The organism is Rhizobium sp. TAL182, from assembly GCF_002117725.1.
Lineage (GTDB): Bacteria > Pseudomonadota > Alphaproteobacteria > Rhizobiales > Rhizobiaceae > Rhizobium > Rhizobium esperanzae.
Genome location: NZ_CP021024.1, coordinates 1,549,853 through 1,575,586, shown reverse-complemented (window position 1 = coordinate 1,575,586; position 25,734 = coordinate 1,549,853). Strand labels below are relative to the sequence as shown.

26 protein-coding genes are annotated in these 25,734 nt (G+C 62.1%); 14 read left to right on the top strand and 12 right to left on the bottom strand.

The annotated features are described in order from the left end of the window. Positions 1-4 precede the first annotated feature (4 nt). Positions 5-1,033: a 4-hydroxythreonine-4-phosphate dehydrogenase PdxA gene (gene pdxA / locus Tal182_RS07950; RefSeq protein ID WP_064810045.1), complete on the top strand. Its 1,029-nt coding sequence runs from the start codon at positions 5-7 to the stop codon at positions 1,031-1,033. After that, entirely contained in the window at positions 1,033-1,860 is an 828-nt protein-coding gene (rsmA, locus tag Tal182_RS07945; protein ID WP_085859098.1) for a 16S rRNA (adenine(1518)-N(6)/adenine(1519)-N(6))-dimethyltransferase RsmA, read from the top strand. Before pdxA ends, rsmA begins: the two co-directional genes overlap by 1 nt. 35 nt (positions 1,861-1,895) lie before the next feature. On the opposite strand, the gene gmk is transcribed toward rsmA, so the two are convergent. From gmk to fabD, 7 genes are all read right to left on the bottom strand, one after another. Further along, positions 1,896-2,558, bottom strand: coding sequence for a guanylate kinase (gmk, locus tag Tal182_RS07940; protein WP_004680508.1), 663 nt, complete (start codon positions 2,556-2,558; stop codon positions 1,896-1,898). A gap of 3 nt (positions 2,559-2,561) precedes the next feature. Further along, positions 2,562-3,449 carry a YicC/YloC family endoribonuclease gene (locus Tal182_RS07935; protein ID WP_085859097.1) on the bottom strand — a complete coding sequence of 296 codons (888 nt, stop codon included), beginning with the start codon at positions 3,447-3,449 and terminating at the stop codon, positions 2,562-2,564. Between the two features lie 19 nt (positions 3,450-3,468). Beyond that, on the bottom strand, positions 3,469-4,686 hold the full coding sequence (gene mltG, locus Tal182_RS07930; protein ID WP_085860884.1) for an endolytic transglycosylase MltG: 1,218 nt from the start codon (positions 4,684-4,686) through the stop codon (positions 3,469-3,471). A 131-nt stretch (positions 4,687-4,817) separates the two neighbouring features. Continuing rightward, a complete protein-coding gene (gene fabF, locus Tal182_RS07925) occupies positions 4,818-6,080 on the bottom strand; it encodes a beta-ketoacyl-ACP synthase II (protein WP_085859096.1) in 1,263 nt (420 codons plus the stop codon). A 93-nt stretch (positions 6,081-6,173) separates the two neighbouring features. Continuing rightward, positions 6,174-6,410 (bottom strand): acyl carrier protein, encoded by a 237-nt coding sequence (locus Tal182_RS07920; protein ID WP_003547058.1) that lies wholly within the window; start codon positions 6,408-6,410, stop codon positions 6,174-6,176. 288 nt (positions 6,411-6,698) lie between these two features. Then, positions 6,699-7,436: a 3-oxoacyl-[acyl-carrier-protein] reductase gene (fabG, locus tag Tal182_RS07915; protein WP_064801607.1), complete on the bottom strand. Its 738-nt coding sequence runs from the start codon at positions 7,434-7,436 to the stop codon at positions 6,699-6,701. Positions 7,437-7,466: 30 nt separating this feature from the next. Then, on the bottom strand, positions 7,467-8,411 hold the full coding sequence (gene fabD / locus Tal182_RS07910) for an ACP S-malonyltransferase (protein WP_085859095.1): 945 nt from the start codon (positions 8,409-8,411) through the stop codon (positions 7,467-7,469). Positions 8,412-8,614: 203 nt separating this feature from the next. Between fabD and Tal182_RS07905 the strand changes: the two genes are divergently transcribed. From Tal182_RS07905 to Tal182_RS07875, 7 genes are all read left to right on the top strand, one after another. After that, positions 8,615-9,658: an aldo/keto reductase gene (locus Tal182_RS07905; protein ID WP_085859094.1), complete on the top strand. Its 1,044-nt coding sequence runs from the start codon at positions 8,615-8,617 to the stop codon at positions 9,656-9,658. A gap of 188 nt (positions 9,659-9,846) precedes the next feature. After that, a complete protein-coding gene (locus Tal182_RS07900; RefSeq protein ID WP_085859093.1) occupies positions 9,847-11,622 on the top strand; it encodes an adenylate/guanylate cyclase domain-containing protein in 1,776 nt (591 codons plus the stop codon). A 255-nt stretch (positions 11,623-11,877) separates the two neighbouring features. Further along, complete coding sequence (gene rpsF / locus Tal182_RS07895; RefSeq protein ID WP_085859092.1) at positions 11,878-12,336, top strand: 30S ribosomal protein S6; 459 nt, start codon at positions 11,878-11,880, stop codon at positions 12,334-12,336. 12 nt (positions 12,337-12,348) lie between these two features. After that, positions 12,349-12,597, top strand: coding sequence for a 30S ribosomal protein S18 (gene rpsR / locus Tal182_RS07890; protein ID WP_004680498.1), 249 nt, complete (start codon positions 12,349-12,351; stop codon positions 12,595-12,597). 156 nt (positions 12,598-12,753) lie between these two features. Further along, the gene (locus Tal182_RS07885) at positions 12,754-13,740 is read left to right on the top strand and encodes a hypothetical protein (protein ID WP_064801601.1); all 987 of its coding nucleotides are present in this window, start codon (positions 12,754-12,756) and stop codon (positions 13,738-13,740) included. 22 nt (positions 13,741-13,762) lie between these two features. Next, complete coding sequence (rplI, locus tag Tal182_RS07880) at positions 13,763-14,341, top strand: 50S ribosomal protein L9 (protein WP_010013418.1); 579 nt, start codon at positions 13,763-13,765, stop codon at positions 14,339-14,341. A gap of 372 nt (positions 14,342-14,713) precedes the next feature. Next, positions 14,714-16,210, top strand: coding sequence for a replicative DNA helicase (locus Tal182_RS07875; protein WP_011424771.1), 1,497 nt, complete (start codon positions 14,714-14,716; stop codon positions 16,208-16,210). Positions 16,211-16,234: 24 nt separating this feature from the next. Here the strand turns inward: Tal182_RS07875 and Tal182_RS07870 are convergent, their stop codons facing one another. From Tal182_RS07870 to Tal182_RS07860, 3 genes are all read right to left on the bottom strand, one after another. Beyond that, on the bottom strand, positions 16,235-16,537 hold the full coding sequence (locus Tal182_RS07870; RefSeq protein WP_064801599.1) for an AzlD domain-containing protein: 303 nt from the start codon (positions 16,535-16,537) through the stop codon (positions 16,235-16,237). After that, positions 16,534-17,253, bottom strand: a complete 720-nt coding sequence (locus tag Tal182_RS07865) for an AzlC family ABC transporter permease (protein ID WP_085859091.1) — start codon at positions 17,251-17,253, stop codon at positions 16,534-16,536. Before Tal182_RS07865 ends, Tal182_RS07870 begins: the two co-directional genes overlap by 4 nt. Positions 17,254-17,320: 67 nt before the next feature. Beyond that, positions 17,321-18,142 carry an AraC family transcriptional regulator gene (locus tag Tal182_RS07860; protein WP_064811666.1) on the bottom strand — a complete coding sequence of 274 codons (822 nt, stop codon included), beginning with the start codon at positions 18,140-18,142 and terminating at the stop codon, positions 17,321-17,323. A gap of 187 nt (positions 18,143-18,329) precedes the next feature. Here Tal182_RS07860 and alr point away from each other — a divergent pair, with 187 nt between their 5' ends. Then, on the top strand, positions 18,330-19,493 hold the full coding sequence (gene alr / locus Tal182_RS07855; RefSeq protein ID WP_085859090.1) for an alanine racemase: 1,164 nt from the start codon (positions 18,330-18,332) through the stop codon (positions 19,491-19,493). A 9-nt stretch (positions 19,494-19,502) separates the two neighbouring features. Here the strand turns inward: alr and Tal182_RS07850 are convergent, their stop codons facing one another. Further along, complete coding sequence (locus Tal182_RS07850; RefSeq protein ID WP_085860883.1) at positions 19,503-20,138, bottom strand: LysE family translocator; 636 nt, start codon at positions 20,136-20,138, stop codon at positions 19,503-19,505. Between the two features lie 166 nt (positions 20,139-20,304). Here Tal182_RS07850 and radA point away from each other — a divergent pair, with 166 nt between their 5' ends. The 4 genes from radA (at position 20,305) to Tal182_RS07830 (ending at position 24,951) form a co-directional block, all read left to right on the top strand. Then, positions 20,305-21,702, top strand: coding sequence for a DNA repair protein RadA (gene radA / locus Tal182_RS07845; protein ID WP_085859088.1), 1,398 nt, complete (start codon positions 20,305-20,307; stop codon positions 21,700-21,702). 90 nt (positions 21,703-21,792) lie between these two features. Continuing rightward, the gene (locus Tal182_RS07840; RefSeq protein ID WP_064801593.1) at positions 21,793-22,410 is read left to right on the top strand and encodes a CvpA family protein; all 618 of its coding nucleotides are present in this window, start codon (positions 21,793-21,795) and stop codon (positions 22,408-22,410) included. Between the two features lie 231 nt (positions 22,411-22,641). Beyond that, positions 22,642-24,132, top strand: coding sequence for an amidophosphoribosyltransferase (gene purF, locus Tal182_RS07835; RefSeq protein ID WP_064801591.1), 1,491 nt, complete (start codon positions 22,642-22,644; stop codon positions 24,130-24,132). Between the two features lie 78 nt (positions 24,133-24,210). Continuing rightward, on the top strand, positions 24,211-24,951 hold the full coding sequence (locus Tal182_RS07830) for an SDR family NAD(P)-dependent oxidoreductase (RefSeq protein WP_064801589.1): 741 nt from the start codon (positions 24,211-24,213) through the stop codon (positions 24,949-24,951). Positions 24,952-24,960: 9 nt separating this feature from the next. Here the strand turns inward: Tal182_RS07830 and Tal182_RS07825 are convergent, their stop codons facing one another. Continuing rightward, positions 24,961-25,710 carry a GH25 family lysozyme gene (locus tag Tal182_RS07825; protein WP_085859086.1) on the bottom strand — a complete coding sequence of 250 codons (750 nt, stop codon included), beginning with the start codon at positions 25,708-25,710 and terminating at the stop codon, positions 24,961-24,963. Positions 25,711-25,734: the final 24 nt, after the last annotated feature.

Below are 25,734 nucleotides of genomic sequence, written 5' to 3'. Positions count from 1 at the left end.
GACGATGGCGATACCCTTTTCACGACCGCTTGCGCTGAGCCAGGGCGATCCCGCCGGCATCGGACCGGATATCACCTTGATGGCCTGGCTCCGGCGGCGTGAACTCGGGCTCCCGCCTTTTTTCCTGATCGGCGATCCGGATGTCCTGGCTCTGCGGGCCCGCCAGCTCAATCTGGCGGTTTCCATTCGTGAGATCGACACGGCCGGCGAGGCCACCGGCATATTTGCCGATGCGCTGCCCGTGATGAGCGTCCCGGCCGGCATTGAGGTGGTGGCCGGCGAGCCACATGCGGCAACGGCGAAGGGCACGATCGCGGCGATCGAGAAAGCAGTCTCGCTTGTCATCGGCGGCGAGGCACTCGCGGTCGTCACCAATCCGATCGCCAAGGCCGTGCTCTACGAGGCGGGTTTCCGGTTTCCAGGCCATACCGAATTTCTCGCCGATCTTGCTGCCAGGGCAACCGGCAGGCCGGTGACGCCGGTCATGATGTTGTCGGGACCGAAACTGAGGGCCATTCCCGTTACCATCCACATTCCTGTCCGCGATGTGCCGCAAGCGCTGACCGGTGACCTGATCATCGAAACCTGCCGGATCGCCGATGCGGATCTCAGGCAGCGTTTCGGAATCGACGCGCCACGGCTTGCCGTCGCCGGTCTCAACCCTCATGCGGGTGAAGGCGGAGCGATCGGGACGGAGGATGAGGACATCATCCGCCCGTCGATCGAGCAGCTGCGTGACGAGGGTATCGATGCGATCGGCCCCCTGCCCGCCGACACCATGTTCCATGACGAGGCGCGGGCGCGATACGACGTCGCCATCTGCATGTATCACGATCAGGCGCTGATCCCCGCCAAGGCCCTCGGTTTCGACGACAGCGTCAACGTCACGCTCGGACTTCCCTTCGTGCGAACCTCGCCGGATCACGGCACCGCTTTTGGCATTGCCGGCAAGGGTCTGGCGCGTGAGCAGAGCCTGGTTGCGGCACTGAAGCTTGCCGCCCAGCTCGGCCGCGCTTGGGAAGGCCGCCGCTGATGGCAGCACTCGACGGCCTGCCGCCGCTTCGCGACGTCATTCAGCGTCACGGCCTCGATGCGCGTAAGGCGCTCGGGCAGAACTTCCTGCTCGACCTCAACCTTACGCAGAAGGTCGCCCGCACGGCAGGCGCGCTCGAAGAGGCCACCGTTTTCGAGGTCGGCGCCGGTCCCGGCGGGCTGACCCGCGCGATTCTGGCGCTCGGCGCAAAGAAGGTCATTGCCATCGAGCGGGACGCGCGCTGCCTGCCGGCGCTTGCCGAGATCGCCGATCACTATCCCGGCCGACTGGAGGTCATCGAAGGCGATGCGCTGAAGACGGATTTCGAAGCATTGGCGCCGGAAGGCCCCGTCAAGATCATCGCCAACCTGCCTTATAATGTCGGCACGCAACTGCTGGTCAACTGGCTGCTGCCGAAAGCCTGGCCGCCGTTTTGGCAGTCGCTGACGCTGATGTTTCAGAAAGAAGTCGGCGAGCGTATCGTCGCGGGCGAGGACGACGACCATTACGGGCGCCTCGGCGTTCTCTGCGGCTGGCGGACGGACGCACGCATGGCCTTCGACGTGCCGCCGCAGGCATTTACGCCGCCGCCGAAGGTGACCTCAACGGTCGTGCACTTGCTTCCTCGTGAAAACCCCATTCAGTGCGCTGTCGCCAATCTGGAAAAAGTAACGCAGGCCGCCTTCGGCCAGCGCCGCAAGATGCTGCGCCAGAGCCTGAAGCCACTCGGCGGCGAGAGCCTGCTCATCAAGGCGGGAATCGATCCAGCGCGGCGGGCGGAGACCCTCTCAGTCGAAGAATTCTGCCTTCTCGCAAATAGCCTTTAGCGCTACACTTCCTGTGGACGCACAAAGGACGCGCCTCAAAGAGACGGCGTCTCTTCCAGCAGCTCGCGAACGAAATCGAACATGCCGTGGCGGCGGTCGCGGCGCAGGCGTTCGGCCTTGACGATCGACTGGACGGCGTCGAAGGCGGTGTTGAGATCGTCATTGACGATGACATAATCATATTCGCGCCAGTGGCCGATCTCGGCGCGGCTGTTGGCCAGACGCGTCTGGATGACCTCCTCGGAATCCTCGGCACGGCGGTGCAGCCGCGACTGGAGTTCCGTCATGGTCGGGGGCAGCACGAAGATCGAGACGACGTCGGCCGACATCTTCTCCTGCAACTGCTGGGCGCCCTGCCAGTCGATATCGAACAGCATATCGCGGCCTTCGGCCATGGCCTGCTCGACCGGCTCGCGCGGCGTGCCGTAGAAATTGCCATGCACTTCGGCCCATTCGAGCAGTGCGTCGCTATCGCGCAGCCGCTCGAACTCGCGCACGCTCTTGAAATGGTAATGCACGCCTTCGACTTCGCTCGGGCGGCGCTGGCGCGTAGTGACGCTGACGGAGAGGCCTATATGCTTGTCCGTTTCCAGAAGCGTGCGCGCGATGGTGGACTTGCCGGCGCCCGATGGCGACGAAATGACAAGCATCAGACCGCGGCGGGCGATCTGTACGGGCGAGGATTTCGCCGGTTTCATGTCCTACTCCAAATTCTGGACCTGCTCGCGGAACTGGTCGATCACGACTTTCAGCTCGATGCCGGCGGCAGTGACCGCCGAGGCATTCGACTTGGAGCAGATGGTATTCGATTCGCGGTTAAATTCCTGTGCAAGGAAGTCCAGCCGGCGCCCGGCAGGCCCGCCTTTCACCAGGAGATCGCGCGCGGCGGCGATATGTGCTTTCAGGCGATCGATTTCCTCGCGCAGATCCGCCTTGGTCGCCAACAGCGCGGCTTCGGCATGCAACCGGTCGCGGTCGAGCGCGGCCATGCCGTCCATCAGCAAGGCGACCTGCGCCACGAGCCGGGAGGCGATCTCCTGCGGCGAGCGCGAAGGATCCATCTCGATCGTCCGGGTCAGACCCTCGATCGTTGCGACGTGATCGAGAAGAATGCGGGAGAGCGCCGCCCCTTCCTGTTCGCGCATCGCCCGGAGGTCGGCAAGCGCGGCCATGAGTCCGGCGGCAATATCGGCATCCCGGGCAGCCAGCGCCTCCTCAGCGTCCTCGCCCTCACGGAACTCCACGATGCCGCGCACCAGAAGCAGCGTGTCGAGCTTCAGCGGCGCCGGATCGATCACGCCCGCCAATTGCTCGCGCATGGCAAGCACGGCGGCAAGCGCTTCCCTGTTCAGCACCGCCTCGAAACGGTTCTCGTCAGCGGTGACCGAAAGCGAAGCCTGCAGGTTGCCGCGGCTGAAGCTTTCGCCGGCAAGGCGGCGGACCTCCGCCTCCATGCGTTCGAGGCCGGGCGGCAGGCGCAGGCGCAGGTCGAAACCCTTGCCGTTGACCGAGCGCAGCTCCCATGCCCAACGCCAGCGGCCGCTTGTTCCCTCGCGCCGCGCAAAACCGGTCATGGACTGCAAAGCCATGCGAGCCTCCCGAAAACTGTCAGTTGATCTTCTTTTTCTTCGGCGGCACGACAGTCGCGCCACTGTCGCCCGGCTGCTCTTCCGGCTGGCCGTCGACGGCGATGTTCGGGTCCGAGCCCTTGTCGGCCTCAAGCTTGCGCCAGCGCTTGACGTTGGCATTGTGCTCCTCAAGCGTAGCGGCAAAAACGTGGCCGCCGGTGCCGTCGGCGACGAAATAGAGATCCTGGGATTTCCAAGGATTGGCGACGGCTTCCAGCGCATCCTTGCCGGGATTGGCGATCGGCGTCGGCGGCAGGCCCTTGATGACATAGGTATTATAAGGCGTGTCCCGTTTCAGATCCGATTGATAGATCGGCCGGTCGGCCGGTTTTCCCTCGCCACCGAACAGCCCGTAGATGATTGTCGGATCGGACTGCAGGCGCATGCCCTTGCCAAGCCGGTTCAGAAACACGGAAGCGACATGGGCGCGTTCGTCGGGAATGCCGGTCTCCTTTTCGACGATCGAAGCGAGCGTCACGAATTCTTCTTTGGATCGCAGCGGCAGAGAGGCGTCGCGCTTATCCCAGATCTGATTGACCAGCTTCTGCTGTGCAGCCGCCATCTGTTCGACGATTTCCGAGCGCTTGGTGCCGCGCGAGAATTTGTAGGTGTCCGGACGCAGGCTGCCTTCGGCCGGCAGTGCGGCCGGCAAGTCGCCTTCCAGCACCGGATCCTGCAGCATGCGGTCGAACATCTGGCGGACCGTCAGGCCTTCCGGAAAGGACACCGAATAGAGGATGGACTTGCCCGATTTCAGCAGCTCCATGATATCGCTCATGGAGGCTCTCGCCTTGATCTCATATTCGCCGGCCTTCAGGCTCTCGCCGGCGGAAAGATGCGTTGCCGTCAGATATCGGAAGATGCGGGCATCGGAGATGATCGCGTTGCGCTCGAGGTTCGAAGCGATTTCGGCGAGACCCGCGCCGTTGCGGACGATGAAATTGGTGTTGGTCTGCAGCGGGCCTGGGCTCTGATAGGTCGATGTCGCGTAGTAGAAGCCGATAACGGCGAGGACGCAGACCAGCACCGTCATCGTCATGATGAAGTTCAGGAAAAGGACGATCTGGCTGCGGGCATTCTTGGAGCGCTTCGGCGGCTCCGGAACACGTTCCGGACGCAGGGCTTCGCTCGGCGACTTCGGGATGATCGGTCCCTTCTGCGCCTGGGTATCGCTGCTCTGGTTCGTCGTATCGCTCACCGGCAATCCTCTATAACTCAGCCCTCATTCCGCTATTTCGCGAAGCAATGCGGCAAAAGCAGGTTCTGCCACCGTTCAACGAAGCCGCTACCGGCCGTTGTGCTTTCACCCGGCCGGCTACGGCGGACCCTCTATTGCGCGTAGCGGCGCAGCACGAGCGATGCATTCGTGCCGCCGAATCCGAACGAGTTGGACAGGGCCACGTTGATCTCTCGCTCACGCGCCTTGTGCGGAACAAGATCGATCGCCGTCTCGCGTTCGGGATTGTCGAGATTGAGCGTCGGCGGCGCGATGTTGTCCCGAATGGCGAGCATGGCGAAGATCGCCTCGATCGCGCCGGCAGCACCGAGAAGGTGTCCCGTCGCCGACTTGGTCGAGGACATGGAGATCTTCGACGCCGCGTTGCCGACAAGGCGCTCGACCGCCCCGAGTTCGATCGTGTCGGCCATGGTCGAGGTACCGTGGGCGTTGATGTAATCGATATCGGCCGGCGTCAGCCCGGCGCGCTTCAGCGCCATCGCCATGCAGCGGCCGGCACCCTCGCCGTTTTCGGAAGGCGCGGTAATGTGATAGGCGTCGCCCGACAGGCCGTAACCGACGACCTCAGCGTAGATCTTGGCGCCGCGGGCCTTGGCATGCTCCAGCTCTTCGAGCACCACGATGCCGGCGCCCTCGCCCATGACGAAGCCGTCGCGATCACGGTCATAGGGGCGCGAAGCCTTCTGCGGATCGTCATTGTGCTGGGTCGACAGCGCCTTGCAGGCGGCAAATCCTGCCAGCGAAATACGGCTGACGGGAGATTCCGTGCCGCCGGCGACCATGACGTCGGCGTCACCAAGCGCGATCAGCCGCGCGGCATCGCCGATCGCATGCGCGCCCGTCGAGCAGGCGGTGACGACCGAATGATTGGGTCCGCGCAGCTTGTGGCGGATCGAAACCTGGCCGGAAACGAGGTTGATCAGGCGGCCAGGAATGAAGAAAGGGGAGATGCGGCGCGGGCCCTTGTCGCGCAAGGTGTAACCCGCCTCGACGATGCCTTCGATGCCGCCGATGCCGGAGCCGATCAATACGCCGGTGGCAATCTGATCCTCATCGGTCTCGGGATGCCAGCCGGCATCGGCAAGCGCCATATCGGCGGCGGCCATGCCGAAGATGATGAAGGGATCGACCTTGCGCTGCTCCTTCGGCTCCATCCACTGATCGGCATTGAAGGTGCCGTCGGTACCGTCACCGATCGGGATACGGCAGGCGATCTTGGCGGGAAGGTCGTCGACTTCGAATTCGGTAACCAGACGAGCGCCGTTCTGGCCGGCAAGCAGCCGCGACCACGTCACCTCAGTTCCGCATCCCAAGGGTGATACCATGCCGGTACCGGTGATGACGACACGTCTCATCGCGTGCTTTCCCCCGTCTCTTATGTTCTATGGAGAAATATGCCGAAAAGAAAAGGGCGGACTCCAGGCCCGCCCTTTCTCAAATGTACAGGATCAGGCCTGGGCCTTCTCAATAAACTTCACTGCATCACCGACCGTCAGGATCGAGTCGGCAGCGTCGTCAGGAATTTCGACGCCGAATTCTTCTTCGAATGCCATGACAAGTTCGACCGTGTCGAGCGAGTCAGCGCCCAGATCGTCGATAAAGCTGGCGCTCTCGACGACCTTGTCGGCATCGACGCCAAGATGATCAATAACAATTTTCTTTACGCGTTCTGCGATATCGCTCATGTCGGTTTCCTCGACCTTATGTCCTGATCGGAATGCCGTTGCGGCACCCCTACCCTGTTTCAGCCTGCGATGTTTTCAGACATCCTCGGCAAACTCGTTTAACCCGGCTTCAGAGATGTCCGAGGCTTGCGAAAAGCCCGCCGGTTCGTCTGCTTTCTCGGGACGACTGTTCACAGTCATTGGCCCGCTTAACATGGTTTAAGTCTGCCGCAAAGCCAGAAAATCAACGCTTCGTGATTGCTCAACATGCTATTGCGGGAAATATCCCCGTGCCAACAGTTTGTCGTTTCAGATCATCGCCATGCCGCCGTTTACGTGCAGCGTCTGGCCGGTCATGTAGGCGGCTTCGGCGGAGGCAAGATAGGCAACCGCCGAAGCGACCTCGCCGCCCGTGCCCATGCGCCTCATCGGGATCGCCCCCATGATCGCTTCCTTCTGTTTGTCGTTCAGCTTGCCGGTCATGGCGCTTTCGATGAAGCCGGGCGCGACACAGTTGACCGTCACGTTACGGGTGGCGATTTCCTGCGCCAAGGACTTGGTGAAGCCGATCATGCCGGCCTTGGAGGCGCAGTAATTGGCCTGGCCCGGATTGCCGGTGACGCCGACGACGGAGGTGATGTTGATGATACGGCCATAGCGGCGGCGCATCATCGGATGCGTCAACTCGCGCGTCAGGCGGAAGGTCGCCGTCAGATTGACCTCGAGGACCGCATCCCAATCCTCGTCGCTCATGCGCACGAACAGGCCGTCCTTGGTGATGCCGGCATTGTTGACGAGGATATCGACACCTTCGAGATCGGCCTCGGCCTTCTGGCCGAGCGCCTTCACCTCGTCGCGGTCGGACAAGTTGGCCGGGAAGATCTTCACGCGCTCGCCGAGCTCGGCCGCCAGCGCTTCCAGCTTCTCGACGCGGGTGCCGTGCAGGCCGACGATGGCGCCCTGCTTATGAAGAAGGCGGGCGATTTCCTCGCCGATACCGCCCGATGCGCCGGTGACGAGAGCCTTGCGGCCGGAAAGATCGAACATGGAAAGGTTCCTTATATCTGGAGATATCAATCAGGCCATGAGGGCGGCGACGGCCGCTTCGATATCCGCCGGGCCGCTGACGGAGATGCCATTCACTATTTTGTCGATGCGGCGGGCAAGACCGGTGAGCACTTTGCCGGAACCGAGCTCGTAAAGCGTCGTGACGCCGTTTGCGGCAAACCATTCCACTGTCTCGCGCCAGCGGACCTGACCGGTCACCTGCTCGACCAGGAGGCTGGCGATCTCGCCGGCGCCGGTCACCGGCGCGGCGCGGACATTGGCGATCAGAGGCACGACGGGATCGGACTTGGCGACCGTTGCCAGCGCCGCGCGCATGGCCTCGGCCGCAGGCGCCATCAGCTTGGAATGGAAAGGAGCGGAGACCGGCAGCAGGATGGCGCGCTTGGCGCCCTTGTCGGTCGCAAGGCCGGCGGCCTTTTCGACGGCTGCCTTCTCGCCCGAGATGACGATCTGGCCGCCGCCGTTGTCGTTGGCGATCTGGCAGGCGCCGATGGCGGCCGCCTCCTCGCAGACGGCAACGACATCGGCGTGTTCGAGGCCGATGATGGCAGCCATGGCGCCGACGCCGACGGGAACCGCCGCCTGCATGGCATTACCGCGAACGCGCAGCAGCCGCGCGGTGTCGGCGAGCGAAAAGGTGCCGGCGGCGCAAAGCGCAGAATATTCGCCAAGCGAGTGGCCGGCGACATAAGCAACCTTGGACTTCAGATCCAGTCCCTTGGCCTCGAGAACGCGGACGACGGCGATCGACACCGCCATCAGCGCCGGCTGGGCGTTCGCCGTCAATGTCAGCGTCTCCTCAGGACCATCGAACATGATGTCGGAAAGCTTTTCACCGAGCGCTTCGTCGACCTCTTCGAAAACGGCGCGAGCTTCCGCGAAATTCTCGGCGAGATCCCTACCCATGCCGACGGCCTGACTGCCCTGGCCGGGAAAAGTGAAAGCGATGGTCATTCTCGTATCCCTGATTGCGCCCCTAAGGCTATTTTGCCTCCAATTGACATTCTTTCCGGTAGAGTCAAGTGGCGGCCCACCCTCTGCAAAGCCTCGCACCGGTACAAAAGCCCGGTTTGCTCTTGCACTCCGTCAAATCCGGCCTAGATTTGCGCGGGCACCTCCCAAGGCTACCATCTCAAGATCGCTTCCAAGGTTTTTCAATGAAGTATAATCCACTCGGCCGCACCGGCATCTCCGTTTCAGAAATTTGCCTTGGCACCATGACCTGGGGTTCGCAAAACAGCGAGGCGGACGCCCGTGCGCAGATGGATTATGCCGTCGAGAAGGGCGTCAACTTCTTCGATACCGCCGAGCTTTATCCGACGACCCCCGTCTCGGCCGAAACACAGGGTTGGACCGAAGATTATATCGGCAGCTGGTTCAGCAAATCAGGCAAGCGCGGTGACATCGTGCTCGCCACCAAGGTCGCCGGCCGCGGCCGCGACTACATACGCGGCGGCGAAGGCGCGGATGCGAAGAATATCCGCCTCGCGCTCGAGGCCAGCCTGAAGCGGCTGAAGACGGATTATATCGATCTCTATCAGATCCACTGGCCGAACCGCGGCCATTTCCATTTCCGCCAGAACTGGAACTACAATCCGTTCAACCAGGATCGAGAGAAGGCCGTCGCCAATATGCTCGATATCCTGGAAACGCTCGGCACGCTGGTGAAGGAAGGCAAGATCCGCGCGATCGGCCTTTCCAACGAAACCACCTGGGGTATCCAGAAATATCTGACGCTCTCCGAACAGAAGAACCTGCCGCGGGTCGCCAGCGTTCAGAACGAATACAACCTGCTCTGCCGCCACTTCGACCTCGATCTCGCCGAGCTCTCGCACTACGAAGATGTCGGGCTGCTTGCCTATTCACCGCTCGCCGGTGGCATCCTGACCGGCAAATATGTCGATGGTCTGAGACCGAAAGGTTCGCGCGCGTCGATCAATCCCGATATCGGCGGCCGGCTCCAGCCACTGCAGGAGCCGGCGACCAAGGCCTATCTGGAGGTCGCGGCACGGCACGGCCTCAATCCGGCAGTCATGGCGCTCGCCTTCTGCCGATCGAGGCCCTTCATGACATCGGTCATCATCGGCGCGACGTCGATGAAACAGCTCGATACTGACCTGAGTTCCGTCAATCTCAAGCTGTCAATCGAGGTTTTGGCTGAAATCGAAAAGGTTCACCGCCAGTACCCGACGCCGATGTGAGGCAAACGGACATCCCGCAATCGATGCGGCCATTCGCGGTCGGATCCCCTCCCAGCCGAGCGAACATCGCCTGGCCCTCGACGAACTGCAACGACGAGTTCACGCTCCCGAGGCGATTTCGCTTCTCCGTTCTCGGCATTTCAGCTAGATTTATATAGTTCTGGCGGCGCCGCAGGAGCGCTCACCCCGTGGAACGAAAGCTAGCAGTGATACTTGCCGGCGACGTTGCCGGTTACACTCGCCTTGTTGCAGCCAACGAGGAAGACGCCCTTGCGACACTCAGTGTCTATGGCGCCACCATCGGTGATCTGGTGCGCGAGCATGGCGGGCGGATTTTCGGCAGCGCCGGAGATAGCGTGGTCGCCGAATTCCACAGCGCAGTACAAGGCGTCCGTGCAGCCGTCGCGATCCAGCGCGCCCTCCATCGCCGAAATGCGGACCTGCCTGTGGATCGACGCATGGAGTTCCGCCTTGGGCTCAACCTAGGCGATGTCGTCGTCTCCGGAGACAACTTGCTTGGCGACGGCGTGAACGTCGCCGCCCGCCTTCAAGAAGTGGCGCTGCCTTCAGGTATCTGCATTTCCGGCGCTTTGCGGGAGCAGATCGAAGGCAAGCTGGACTTTCCGCTCGTGTCGATGGGCGATCGCACACTGAAAAACATTCCCCGCCCCGTGCCCGTGCATCGGGTTGACTGGAGCCGCGAGGACCCTGTTGAAGCGGGGGTGCTCGGCGGACCACTCAGACTGCCTGACAAACCCTCGATCGCCGTATTACCCTTCGTCAACATGTCCGATGACCCGGAGCAGGAGTTCTTCGCCGATGGCTTGACCGAAGACATCATCACGGCGCTCTCGCTTTATCGCTGGTTTTTCGTCATCGCTCAGAACTCGTCCTTTGTGTTTAAGGGGCGCGCGGTCGATGTGAAGCAAATCGGGCGCGATCTCGGCGTGCGCTATATCGTAGAAGGCAGCGTGCGCAGGGTCGGGATGCGTATTCGCGTCACAGGCCAGTTGATCGAGGCGGAAAGCGGCGTGCACCTCTGGGCACAACGCTACGACCGTGAAATCGCCGATATCTTCGCCATTCAGGACGAACTCACCCAAAACGTCGTCGGGGCCATCGAGCCTGAAATCCTTATCGGCGAGAGCCGCCGTGCGCTGCTGCGAACCACGGACAACCTGGATGCCTACGAGAGCCACATGCGCGGCACCTGGCTGCATAACGCACAGGATACGGCCGAGCATTTCACCGAGGCCATCATCTGGCATCGGCGAGCCATCGAACTCGATCCCAGCTTTGCGCGCGCCCACATGATGTTGGCCCGCTCGCTCTACGCCCGCTGTCTCCGCGGCTTCAGCGACGACGTCGACAGGGACAGTACTGAACTTCGCCTCGAGGCAGAGCGTGCTGTCGCGCTCGACCCGCGCGATCCCTACTCTCATTATGTTATGTGCCTTGGCCATTTTGCGGCCCATAACGCTCCAGCCGCGGTCGAGGCGTCCCAGCAGGCGATCGATCTCAACCCCAATTTTGCACTAGCGCATATGGCGCTCGGATGGGCTCGCATTTTTGTCGGCCATTTCGCCGAAGCCTGCGACCCGCTCCACATGGCCCTGCGGCTCAGTCCGCATGACCCCTTTACCTATCTCTTTTTCGACCGACTAGCGTTGTCCCATTACCATCTCGGCAACTACGAGGAGGCCACTCACTATTCCGAACGCGGACTGTCGCTCCGCCGTGCCTATTTCAACCGACTCGTGCTCCTCGCAAGTCTAGGACAGCTCGATCGCCACGACGAAGCGCGGCGGCTAATACCGGAAATTCTAGCACATGCACCGACGGACCTGGAACACTACTGGAAGTTTCTGACACCATATGTCGCCACCAACCACTACGACCATTTCGTCGACGGTTTACGCAAAGCAGGACTACCTTTGTTGAACTCGCCGCGAGAACAATGCTGACTGTCCCTTGCGTTTCGCGCAAAAATCCGTATAAGCGCGCCTGTTCGTTAGCCCGGTCTTCTGGCTGGTGGCTGAACGGAGGGCCGGTTTCCTCTCGGAAATCGTTCGGAACGGAAGCGTTCCAGCCTCCCGTGTCTCCGCTCTCGACCGTCTCGGAAACGCTTTTCTTGCCTGGGTCCGCCCAATCAGGAGCAGTCGTTGAGGCTTAGCCGCCGAATATCGGGTTGAACCAAACGCAAGAAAGGCAAAGCTGTCATGGCTCTTTATGAACATGTATTCCTTGCCCGGCAGGATATTTCCGCTCAGCAGGTCGATGCCCTCGTAGAACAGTACAAGGGTGTGATCGAAGCTAACGGCGGTAAAGTCGGGCGCATCGAAAACTGGGGCCTCAAGTCCCTCACCTATCGCATCAAGAAGAACCGCAAGGCGCATTATGCCCTGATGGACATCGATGCACCGGCAGCAGCGATCCAGGAAATGGAACGCCAGATGCGCATCAACGAAGACGTTCTTCGCTACATGACCATCGCCGTCGAAAAGCACGAAGAAGGCCCGTCTGCCATGCTGCAGAAGCGCGACCGCGACGACCGCGGCCCGCGCGAAGGCGGCGACCGTGGCCCGCGCCGCGAATTCGGTGACCGTCCGCCGCGCCGTGACGGCGACTTCCAGCGTGGCCCGCGTCCGGATCGCGCTCCCCGCGAAGACCGTGCATAAGGAGATATAAGAATGTCTGAAGCTTCCTCCGCACCGGTCCGCCGTCCGTTCCATCGCCGCCGTAAAACTTGCCCGTTCTCCGGCGCAAACGCGCCGCGGATCGACTACAAGGACGTACGCCTGCTGCAGCGCTACATTTCCGAGCGCGGCAAGATCGTTCCGTCCCGCATCACGGCCGTTTCCCAGAAGAAGCAGCGCGAACTCGCCCAGGCGATCAAGCGCGCCCGTTTCCTCGGCCTGCTGCCCTACGTCGTCGCTTAATCGGCCGACGCAATCAGATTTGGGGGAAGGCATTCGTGCCTTCCCTTCTCCCTTTCGCGATGGGCGCGGATCGGAATTTTTAAAACCCATGTTGAGACGTTTCTGAATTCGATTCAGCAACAGCCTCTAACTGCTTGATGAAGCAGGACAGCGACTTTGAAACGACCGGATCTTAAAACGCTGCTGATCGGCGCACTCGCCGGATTGACCGCCGCCCTGCTTGTGCTGGGCGCGAGCATGCAGCCGTCGTTTTTCAGCGCGCTCCTCTACACGGCCTCGGCGCTGCCGATCCTGATCGTCGGGCTTGGCTGGGGCAATGCCGCCGGGATTTCGGCCGTCGTCACGGGAGCGGCGCTTGGTGCGGTCCTCATCTCCCCGTCTTTCGCGCTCATCATGACGCTGGTGACGCTGCTGCCGGCCGGCTGGCTCAGCCATCTTGCCAATCTCGCGCGTCCCGCCTCCGAACTCGGCGGCCCCGACCATCTGCTTGCCTGGTATCCGCTCTCCGATATCCTGCTGCATCTCTGCGGACTGGTGACGCTTGCCGTCATCGTCATCGGCGTAATGATCGGCTATGGGCCTGATATCACCGACCCGATTGTCGATCTGCTGATCACCTCGGTCAAGCAGCAGCAGCCGGAATTCATGCCCGATCCGGCGGCGACCGCGCAGACAAAATCGCTGATCCTGCTGATGCTGCCGGCCGTGCAGGGCGGCATGTGGGTCAGCATGCTGTTTGCCGCCTATTACTTCGCCGTGCGCATCGTCGCCGCATCCGGCCAGGGCCTTCGGCCGCGCGAGGATATTCCCTCATCGCTGCGGATGAACCGCAATTCGATCTTTATCTTCCTGGCCGGGCTTGCTGCCTGCTTCTTCGGCGGCGTTCCGGCGCTCGTCGGCGCCACCGTGATCGGCACCTTCGGGGCCGGTTTCATGCTCTCCGGCTTCGCTTCGCTGCATTTCCGCACACGTGGAAAGGACTGGCGCATACCGGCCCTCATCCTTGGCTACCTGGCTTCGATGCTCATGCTGCTGCCAGCTCTCCTCATCCTCGTCCTGGGTCTCAGCGATACGCGCAAGGCGATCGCGCTCACCCCGGCGAAAGATGCCGATACCTCCAAACAATCCGACACGAAAATCTGAGACACCAGAAAGGAACAAGAAAATGGAAGTCATCCTTCTCGAACGCATCTCCAAGCTCGGCCAGATGGGCGAAACCGTAAAGGTTCGCGACGGCTTTGCCCGCAACTACCTGCTGCCGCTCGGCAAGGCGCTTCGCGCCAACGCTGCCAACAAGGCTCGTTTCGAATCCGAGCGTGCGACGCTCGAAGCCCGCAACCTCGAGCGCAAGTCGGAAGCCCAGAAGGTCGCCGACGTTCTCGACGGCAAGTCCTTCATCGTCGTGCGCTCCGCCGGCGAAACCGGCCAGCTCTATGGCTCGGTCGCTGCCCGTGACGTCGTCGAAGTTCTCGCCGCCGAAGGCTTCAACATCGGCCGCAACCAGGTTCACCTGAACACGCCGATCAAGGCGATCGGCCTGCACAAGGTCGAGCTGCAGCTGCATGCCGAAGTCGAAATCCATGTCGAGCTGAACGTTGCCCGTTCCGCCGAAGAGGCCGAGCGTCAGGCCAAGGGTGAAGAACTCACCTCGGTCGACGCGATCTACGGTGTCGATGAAGACGCGCTGCGTCCCGAAGACTTCTTCGATCCGGAAGCCGACGGCCTCGACGAAGACGAAGCATAAGTCTCGCCGGTACGATCCGCGTGAGGGAAGCCCGGCCGTTGCGCCGGGCTTTTTCTTTTCCGTGCGTTCCGGGTTCGCGCAGCGGGTCGCTTTTTTAGCGGGGGATTACCCGGATGTTTTTGCTGCGTGCCCAATGTCATCGGGCTAACATATCCTTCTCCGGAACGGATGAGCTGAGTCGGCTCCGTACCGTGTCCTGCGGGTGACACTGCCAGTATTTCGCATTTGTGGCGCCCGCGACTGTGGAGAAGTCGAACAATGGGCACAGCGTTCAGGATTTAGGCGAGACGAGCCCCGCTCCTTTCGCAGCCCCTTGATTTTCTCCATCCGGAATTGCAAATCCGGAGTTGGAAAAAGACAGAACGGATGATGATGAACGACGCCGCTCGAAAGATTGCAGCTGTTGCTCCGTCGGAGCAGCATTACCGCGAAGCACCCAACAATATCGAAGCCGAGCAGGCGCTTCTCGGCGCCATCCTGATGAACAACGACGCCTATTACCGGGTGTCGGATTTTCTGAAGCCGATCCATCTCTACGAACCCCTGCACCGGAAGATCTTCGAGGTCGCCGGCGACATCATCCGCATGGGCAAGATCGCCAATCCGGTAACAATCAAGACCTTCCTGAAGGCCGACGAGAAGGTCGGCGACATGACGGTTTCACAATATCTGGCGAGCCTCGTCAGCAATGCCGTCACCGTCATCAACGCCGAGGATTACGGCCGGGCGATCTATGATCTCGCGCTGCGCCGGGCGCTGATCACCATCGGCGAGGACGTCGTCAACATCGCCTATGACGCGCCGCTCGACATGCCGCCGCAGTCGCAGATCGAGGATACCGAGCGCCGGCTGTTCGAGCTCGCCGAAAATGGCCGCTACGACGGCGGCTTCCAGTCCTTCAACGACGCCGTGGCGTTGGCGATCGACATGGCGGCCGTCGCCAAGGAACGCGACGGCGGCCTTTCCGGCATTTCCACCGGCATCCATTCGCTCGATGCCAAGATGGGCGGTCTGCAACGTTCGGACTTGATCATCCTCGCCGGGCGTCCCGGCATGGGCAAGACCTCGCTTGCCACCAACATTGCCTATAACATCGCCGCCGCCTATGAGGGCGAGGTGCAGCCGGACGGCAGCATGAAGGCGAAGAACGGCGGCGTCGTCGGCTTCTACTCACTCGAAATGTCGTCCGAACAGCTCGCCACCCGTATCATCTCCGAACAGACGGAAGTCTCCTCCTCGAAGATCCGCCGCGGCGACATCAACGATGCCGATTTCGAAAAGCTCGTCGCCTGCTCGATGATGATGCAGAAGGTGCCGCTCTATATCGACCAGACCGGCGGCATCTCCATCGCCCAGCTTTCGGCGAGGGCGCGCCGCCTCAAGCGCCAGCGTGGCCTCGACGTGCTCGTGGTCGACTACGTGCAGCTGATGACCGGCTCCGGCAAATCAAGCGACAACCGCGTCCAGGAAATCACCCAGATCACCACTGGCCTCAAGGCGCTCGGCAAGGAGCTCAACGTCCCGATCATCGCGCTTTCGCAGCTCTCACGTCAGGTCGAAAGCCGCGACGACAAGCGCCCGCAGCTCTCCGACCTTCGTGAATCCGGTTCGATCGAGCAGGATGCCGACGTCGTGCTCTTCGTGTTCCGCGAGGAATATTACGTCAAGAACCAGGAGCCACGCGATCCTCACGATCCGAAATATCCGGAATGGGAAGCACTCTTCGACAAGGTGAAGGGCACCGCCGACGTCATCATCGCCAAGCAGCGTCACGGACCGACAGGCACCGTGAAGCTCGCCTTCCAGGCGGAATTCACGCGCTTCGCCGATCTCGCAGATCCTTCCTTCATACAATACGAGGAACATTGACGCGGTTTCCCGCGTCGATTTTCCTCAGAGCCCTGCAGCCCGCAACAGTGCAACCGTCGCGACGCCGACCACGACGCTTGCAAGCATCGGCAGGCGGCGCGCGGCGATTGCGGTTGCTGCGCATGCCAGCGTCTCCGCCCAGCCGGTCGCAAAGGCGGTCGGGGCGATGACGGCCATCAGCACGGCCGGCGGAATGGCTTCGATCGCCGTTCTCCGGCGCTCATCGATCTCGACATGCCGGATCAGGACGAGACCGCTGACGCGGGTGAAGACAGTTGCGGCAGCCATCGCGAGGATGGCGAAAAAGATATCGCTGTCCAGCGTCATGCCGCCTGCTCCCGCGCCCTGCCCTGCCAGAGGGCCATCGCCAGCCCTGCCAGCGCACCGGCGGCGATATACCAGACCCCCGGCACGAAATGGTGGATTGCAACGGAGGCGGCACCGCTTGCGGCAAGCACGGCGCCGGTTTCCGGCCCCTTCCAGAAGCCCATGACCAGCACGACGAAGACAGCCGGAAAGGCGAAGTCAAGGCCAACGACGGCAGGATTGCCGAGGAAGGCGCCGAGCAGTGCGCCTGTCAGCGAGGAACCGACCCAGGTGAGGTAGAAGGGCGTGACGATGCCGGCATACCAGGCGGGTGTCAGCCTTGTGCTGCCGGCTCGGAATTCCGCCATGGCCCAGAGCTCATCGGCGAGGAAGAGCATGGCGATATAACGTTTGACGCCGGGGAAGGACTGCATCTTCGTGCCGATCGACGCGCTCATGAGCACGTGGCGAATATTGACCAGCAGCGCCGCGAAGCCGACGCCGATCCAGCTTGCCGGATGCGTCCAGATGTCCATCGCCACGAATTGCGAACCACCCGCAAAGACCAGCGCGCTCATCAATGTCGTTTCCAGCGGCGAAAGGCCCTTGGTGGCGGCGACCGCGCCGAAGACCAGGCCGATGGGCAAGACGGCGACGACGAGCGGAAAGATGGTGCGCATACCGGCGAGAAATTCGCCAAGACGAAATTCGCCGGATGGCCGGCTGTGCTGCAACATGGCAACCTCCTGATCAAGATCGCGGAGGAGTAGCCCAGCACGCCACGGCCGTATTGAACGAAAGTGATCAGCCCGTGCGGAATTGACCGGGGGTCACGCCCGTGCGCGCTTTGAAATGCCGGGTGAAATGCGCCTGATCGGCAAAACCACATTCGAGCGCAATATCGGCCGGCATGCGCCCCTGCCGCAGCAGCCGGCGGGCGACCTGCACGCGCCGATCCGTCAGGAAGGCATGGGGCGTGATGTGATATTCCTTGCGGAAGGCGCGGATGAGGTGAGCACGGCTCAAACCCGCCACTCCGGCCAATTCCTCGAGGCCGACGTCGCTATCGAAATTCTCGACCAGGTATTCGCGGGCGCGGGCGACGGCGCTTCGCTCCTGCGTATCGACAGGCACGACAATCGTGCTGCCGTGACGCGCAAAGATCGCCGCCAGAACCGAGAACATGCCTTCATCCGCCTCCAGAGCGCCTGCGCCGCTTTCGAGCGTGCGATGGGCCGCATGAAAGGCATTGGCAAGCTGCAGATCGCGTGGAAGCGCGCCGGCGAAGGACGGCGTCGCGTGGAAGGCCTTGCCGGTGACATCCTCCAGAATATCGACGAACAGCTTCGTGTCGGGATAGATCATGCGGTAGCGGTAGCCTTCACCGCCCGGAGCGCCGTCATGGATGACACCGGGGTCGATCAGATAAAGGTCGCCGGGCCCGGTTTCCTCCCGCCTGCCGCTGAGCGTCGCGATCTGGGTGCCGCTTTCTATCGCGCCGATGCTGAAGGTATCGTGCGCATGCGGCGCGTACTCATGCGTGAGAAAGGTAGCGCTCAGGCACTCCATGCCGCGGAAACGGGTATCCCGCCAGAAGCGGGCCGATTCCACATTGGCCAGCGGCATGGCCTCCGCGGCCTCTTTTTGCGATACGTTGTGCATCCAATAGAATTAGCGCGGAAGCCGGCATGCGTCTTGAACAAAAGTGATCGGACGACAGGCAAAGGGTGATATGTGACCGCCTGCGCTTTTCCTTGGCCACAATGCTCTCTAGACTGGGCGACACGGCTCCTTCATTTCTTCACGGCGATTCATGACAGATTTTCCCATCCTCTCCGAAGACGACGATCTCTTCACTTCCGCAGGCCTGCGGCTGACCGTCGACCTGAGCGCGCTCACGGAAAATTGGCGCGACATGGCGCGCCGCTCAGGTGCAGCGCGCGCCGCAGCCGTCGTCAAGGCGGACGCCTACGGCACAGGCATCGAGGATGCCGGCGAAGCGCTCTACCTCGCAGGCGCCCGGGATTTCTTCGTCGCGACCGTCGATGAGGGCGTCACGCTTCGCCTCTATGCGCCCGAGGCGCGCATCTTCGTGCTCTCGGGCATATGGCCGGGCACGGAACGGCGGTTCTTCGACAATGATCTGGTGCCGGTGATTTCCTCCGACGAGCAGCTCGCCTTCTGGATGGCGGTGCTTGCCGATTACGGCGATTATCCCTGCGCGCTGCATGTCGATACCGGCTTCAATCGGCTGGGATTGCACATCGACGACGCGGTGGCTCTCGCCAATGACGTCTCGCGGCCTGCAAGCTTCGCGCCGGTGCTGGTCATGAGCCACCTCGCCTGCGGCGACGATCCCAGCCATGCCATGAACCGGCAGCAACTCGAATCGTTCCGTAGGGTTACGGCCGCCTATGAAGGCATCGATTCAAGTCTTGCCGCCTCGGCCGGCATCTTTCTCGGCGAGGATTATCATTTCGACCTGACCCGGCCGGGCATCGCGCTCTATGGCGGCGAGGCGGTCAGCGGCATGGCGAACCCGATGCGGCCGGTCGCCACCGCAGAAGCGCGCGTCATCCAGGTTCGGACCGTCGAGGCCGGTGAGACCGTCAGCTATGGACGGGCGCTGCAGCTTGGCCGTGAAAGTCGGCTGGCGATCGTCTCAGCCGGCTACGCCGACGGTTATATGCGCAGCCAATCGAGCGGCGGCGTGCCGCTGCGCCAGCATGTGCCGCAAGGCGGACAAGGTTTCATCGCCGGGCATAAGGTACCGGTTGCCGGCCGGATCACCATGGACCTGACGATCTTCGACATCACCGACCTGCCAGAGAACGCGGTGCGCGCCGGCGATTATGTCGAGCTGTTCGGAAAGAACATGCCTCTCGACGACGTAGCGCGGGCAGCGGGCACGATCGGATACGAGATCCTCACCAGCATGGGGCTGCGTCACGAACGGCGCTATGTGGCCGAGGAGTAGGCCTCGTTATCATCGACTGCTCAGGGCAAGACGCACACCGAGCGCCACAAAAAGCGCGCCGAGACTGCGATCGAGCCATCGTCCGATTTTCGCATTCCGCCTGAGCGCATCGGCAAGGCGTCCTCCGAGAAGCACGAGCGGCGGCTCGATGAAGGCGGCGACGGCGATGATGAGCCCGCCGTGCAGCATCAGCTGGGCCCATGCCGGCCCTGCCCCCTCGACAACGAATTGCGGCAGGAATGCCAGGAAAAATATCGCCACTTTCGGATTGAGCAGCGACACCAGGATTCCTTGCCGGTAGATCCTTGCGGCTGGGATTTCCTCACCAGTGGCGTTGATCAGGCCACCGTCGCCGCTGGTGCGCAGAGCTTGAATGCCCAGCCAGACGAGATAAGCGGCACCGAGCCATTGGACCGTAGAGAATGCCAAGGCAGAAGCGGCAAGCACGGCGGAAAGGCCCAATGCCGCCATCAGAACATGCAGGCAGGCGCCTGACCAGACGCCGAATAATGCGGAAAAACCGGCGCGTTTCCCGCCTTTCATCGTATGGCCGAGGATGTAGGCGATGTCTGGACCTGGCGAGAGGTTGAGCAAAACCGCCGCCGACAGAAATGCAAGCCAGTGCGTGAGCGAATAGTCGAACATCTTCCACCGTTTCTGATGATCAGAGGCGAAAAGCATAGGCACGGGGAAGGCTGATGGGGAAATCATTAGTTTTGATCCATCGCGATAGCCATTATCTCGAGCACGACAATGATTCGGTGAAGCCTTCGACGGCTTCATTTGTGGAACGCGACTGAAAGAAAGATCGATGGCGAAGGCCAAGACACAGTTCATCTGCCAGAATTGCGGCGCGGTTCATAACCGATGGGCCGGCAAATGCGACAATTGCGGCGAGTGGAACACCATCGTCGAGGAAGACCCGATGGGCGGCATCGGCTCCGGTCCGGGCAAGACGCCGAAGAAGGGCCGGCCGGTGACGCTGACGGCGCTGTCGGGCGAGATCGAGGAGGCACCGCGCATCCATACCGCCATGTCGGAGCTCGACCGGGCGCTCGGCGGCGGATTCGTGCGCGGTTCGGCGGTGCTGATCGGTGGCGATCCCGGCATTGGCAAATCGACGCTGCTGATGCAGGCCGCCGCCGCCCTGGCGCGGCGCGGCCACAAGATCATCTATGTCTCCGGCGAGGAGGCGGTGGCGCAGGTCCGGCTGCGGGCGCAACGTCTTGCCGCAGCCGATACCGACGTGATGCTGGCGGCCGAAACCAATGTCGAGGATATTCTGGCGACGCTTGCCGAGGGCAAACGCCCGGATCTCGTCATCATCGATTCCATCCAGACGCTGTGGAGCGAGCTTGCCGACTCCGCACCGGGAACGGTGACGCAGGTGCGCACCGGCGTGCAGTCGATGATCCGTTTCGCCAAACAGACGGGAGCCGCCATGGTGCTCGTCGGGCATGTGACCAAGGACGGGCAGATCGCCGGGCCGCGCGTCGTCGAGCACATGGTCGATGCCGTTCTCTATTTCGAAGGCGACCGCGGCCATCATTACCGCATCCTGCGCACGGTCAAGAACCGCTTCGGCCCGACGGACGAGATCGGCGTCTTCGAAATGTCCGACAAAGGACTGCGCGAGGTCGCCAATCCCTCCGAACTCTTCCTCGGCGAGCGCAACGAAAAATCCCCCGGCGCTGCCGTCTTCGCCGGGATGGAGGGCACGCGGCCCGTGCTCGTCGAGGTGCAGGCGCTGGTGGCGCCGACCTCGCTCGGCACGCCGCGGCGCGCCGTGGTCGGATGGGATTCGGCCCGGCTGTCGATGATCCTGGCGGTGCTGGAGGCCCATTGCGGCGTCAGGCTCGGCCAGCACGACGTCTATCTCAACATCGCGGGCGGCTACCGCATTTCCGAGCCGGCGGCCGATCTCGCCGTCGCTTCGGCGTTGGTTTCCTCGCTCGCCGGTATTGCCCTTCCCGCCGATTGCGTCTATTTCGGCGAAGTCAGCCTGTCGGGCGCCATCCGGCCGGTTGCGCACACCGCCCAGCGCCTCAAGGAAGCCGAGAAGCTGGGCTTTTCCGCAGCGCTGCTTCCTTCCGCCTCCGCTGAGCTGCCGAAGGGCTCCGGACGATGGAGCGAGGTCGAAAGCCTGCCGGATCTGGTGGCGCGCATCGCCGGGTCGAAGGGAGCGCTGCGTGTGGAAGACGAGGTTTGATCCTTTCATTGCCGGGAACGGTGATGATATAGGAGGCACACGATAAGGCGCGACACGGCCGCCCAGCGGCAGTCCTGGAGTTGAATTTACATGCCCATTACGATTTTCGACGGTATTGTCATCGGCGTCGTGCTCTTCTCCGCCGTGCTGGCGATGGTCCGCGGCTTTTCGCGGGAAATCCTTTCGATCGCGAGCTGGGGCGGTTCGGCCGCCGCTGCCTACTATCTCTACCCGTACCTGCTGCCCTATGCGAAGAAGTACACCGATGACGACCGTATCGCGATCGCCGGTTCGGCAGCCGTCGTCTTCCTGATCGCGCTCATCGTTATCTCCTTCATCACCATGAAGATCGCCGATTTCATCATCGACAGCCGCATCGGCGCCCTCGACCGCACGCTCGGCTTCCTGTTCGGCGCGGCCCGCGGCCTGCTGCTGATGGTTGTCGCCGTCGCCTTCTGGAACTGGCTGGTCGATGTCGAACACCGGCCGGCCTGGGTCAACGAGGCCAAGTCGAAGCCCTTTCTGGATTCGATGGTGGTGAAGCTGAAGGCGGTGCTGCCGGAGCAATTCGCCCAGATGATACAGGCGAGCTTCCGTGATAAGATGCAGTCGCCGGCACAGGGCAGCGAAGGCGCCACGCCGCCGGCGGCCGATCAAGCGCCGGCGGAAGACGCGCCTGCAGGCAGCGCGCAGCAGCCGGCGAATTGACGCAGTGTTCAAGAGCTTGACCCGCCGTCCGGCAATTGCCATTTGAGCGGGACGTAAAGTCAAGGTCCGGCCGGGCATTCCAGCTCCGCCGGGCCTCAGCTGTTTCAGAGCCGGCAAACGAGCTTTGAAAGCAGATGTCGTTCAGCATGACGTTATCGGAAAGCTGTCAGGTTTCCGATATATGATATTGGAAATGCCGATCCATTCTTGTGAGAGCAGAGGCCCGCAGAAATGAACCAGTCCCATTCCTTCCCAATCGACGATCCGCTCGACGGAGATACGCTGCATGAAGAATGCGGTGTTTTCGGAATTCTGGGACATCCCGATGCCGCGGCTCTCACGGCTCTCGGGCTGCATGCCCTGCAGCACCGCGGACAGGAGGCAGCCGGCATCGTCTCCTTCGACGGCAAACGCTTCTATCAGGAGCGCCATATGGGCCTGGTCGGTGATCACTATACCAATCCGATGACACTGGCCCGCCTGCCCGGCAGCATAGCGATCGGCCACACACGCTATTCGACGACAGGCGAAGTGGCGATGCGCAACGTGCAGCCGCTGTTTGCCGAACTTGAGGAAGGCGGCATCGCCATTGCCCATAACGGCAATTTCACCAATGGCCTGACGCTGCGCCGCCAGATCATCGCAACCGGGGCCATCTGTCAGTCGACCTCCGATACCGAAGTCGTCCTGCATCTTATCGCCCGCTCGCGCCATGCTTCCACGTCCGACCGGTTCATCGACGCCATCCGCCAGATGGAAGGCGGTTATTCGATGCTTGCCATGACCCGCACCAAGCTGATTGCCGCGCGCGATCCCACCGGCATCCGCCCGCTTGTCATGGGCGAACTCGACGGCAAGCCGATCTTCTGCTCGGAAACCTGCGCGCTCGACATCATCGGCGCCAAGTTCATCCGCGACGTAGAAAACGGCGAGGTCATCATATGCGAAATCCAGCCTGACGGCTCGATCAGCATCGATGCGCGCAAGCCCAGCAAGCCGCAGCCGGAGCGTCTCTGCCTGTTCGAATATGTCTATTTCGCCCGTCCGGATTCGGTCGTCGGCGGCCGCAACGTCTATACGACGCGCAAGAACATGGGCATGAATCTCGCCAAGGAATCGCCTGTCGATGCCGATGTCGTCGTGCCGGTGCCGGATGGCGGCACGCCCGCGGCGCTAGGCTATGCCCAGGAAAGCGGCATCCCCTTCGAATACGGCATCATCCGCAACCATTATGTCGGCCGCACCTTCATCGAGCCGACGCAGCAGATTCGCGCCTTCGGCGTCAAGCTGAAGCATTCCGCCAACCGGGCGATGATCGAAGGCAAGCGCGTGGTGCTGGTCGACGATTCCATCGTGCGCGGCACGACATCGCTGAAGATCGTGCAGATGATCCGCGAGGCCGGTGCGCGCGAAGTCCATATCCGCGTCGCAAGCCCGATGATCTTCTTCCCGGATTTTTACGGGATCGATACGCCCGACGCCGACAAGCTGCTCGCCAACCAATATGCCGACGTCGAAGCCATGGCCAAATATATCGGTGCGGATTCGCTTGCCTTCCTGTCGATCAACGGGCTTTACCGCGCCGTCGGCGGCGAGGACCGCAACCCGGCCCGTCCGCAGTTCACCGACCACTACTTCACAGGTGACTATCCGACCCGCCTGCTCGACAAGAACGGCGAGTCGATGGGCAACAAGCTTTCGATGCTTGCCAGCAACGGCTGAGCCGCTGCCGCTTTGACTTTCGCTTCCGAGGGGCCTATTGCGCCCCTCACCTTCGCAAGCAAATCCGGAACCGGACAGATGAACATCAATCTTGAGGGCAGGATCGCACTCGTCACCGGTGCGTCGCGCGGCATCGGCTACTTCACAGCCCTGGAACTTGCCAAAGCCGGCGCCCATGTGATCGCCTGCGCACGCACGGTCGGCGGGCTCGAGGAGCTCGACGATGCGATCAAAGCCGTCGGCGGCAGCGCGACCCTCGTGCCCTTCGACCTTGCCGATATGAATGCGATCGACGCGCTCGGCGGCTCGATCTTCGAACGCTGGGGCAAGCTTGATATCCTCGTCGCCAATGCCGGCGTGCTCGGCGTCATTTCGCCGATCGGCCATATCGAGGCGAAGGTGTTCGAGAAGGTGATGACGATCAATGTGACGGCGACATGGCGGCTGATCCGCTCGGTCGATCCGCTGCTCGCCCGCTCGGATGCCGGCCGCGCCGTGATCCTGTCCTCGGGTGCGGCCCACAAATGCAGACCCTTCTGGGGTGCTTATTCCGCGTCCAAGGCCGCTGTCGAGGCGCTGGCGCGCACCTGGGCCGGCGAGAGCCAATCGACGCCGCTGCGCATCACCAGCGTCGATCCGGGCGCCACACGCACGGCGATGCGGGCGCAGGCCGTGCCGGGCGAAGATCCGCAGACGCTGCCGCATCCTTCGCAGGTCGCCAAGGCGATCCTGCCGTTGCTCGGTCCTGGTGTGACCGAAACGGGCAAGCTGTTCATCGTGCGCGAAAACAAGCTCGCCGACTACCGCTTGCCGGAATAAACGGACGCTTCAGTTCGCGGCAACGGCCGGGAACAGATGTGAGAAACCTGTTTCGGCGGGGCATAGGACATTGAGGTCCACTAGTCCCCGGATGCCGTCCAGGGCGCCATTGTCGGCAAATTGCCAGATCGACCAGCGACTGCACCCCTCCTGCGTCGGCTCATTCAACACGCTTCGCAGCCAGAGGTAGTGCTCGGGGAAGCGGGCCTCATTGCCCTTCAGATATTGATCGAAGAATTCCTGCGTGACGTAGAAGATCGGCTTTTCCGGAAAGATGGCTTTCAGTTCGGTGACGAAGGCATTCACCTCCGTCGCCATCTCCTCGACCGTCGGGACCTTGTTGCAATTGCCGACGAATTCCAGATCGATGGCGATCGGCAGGGTGCGCGGCGCCTTCGGCACCGTCGCCAGCACATTCTGCGCCTGATCCCTGCCCGGGCGGCAGAAGGTGAAGAAATGGTAGGCGCCTCTCACGATCCCTGCATCTCCGGCACGCTGCCAGTTCTCGGCAAATCTGGAATCCTTGTGATCGCCGCCTTCGGTCGCCTTCATGATTGCAAAACGCACATTCGGCTGCGCGGCCACCGTCCTCCAATCGATGTCGCCCTGGTGATGGCTGACATCGATGCCTTGGATCGGATAGCGCGATAAGGACGGATTGTTGAAGCGAAGCATGCCGAAATCGTATGCGAAATATGCGGCGGATGCGACCACCAGAATTGCTGCCGCACCGATCGTCCACCGAACAACGCTCCCCACTCATTCCTCCCGTATTTTCAGCAG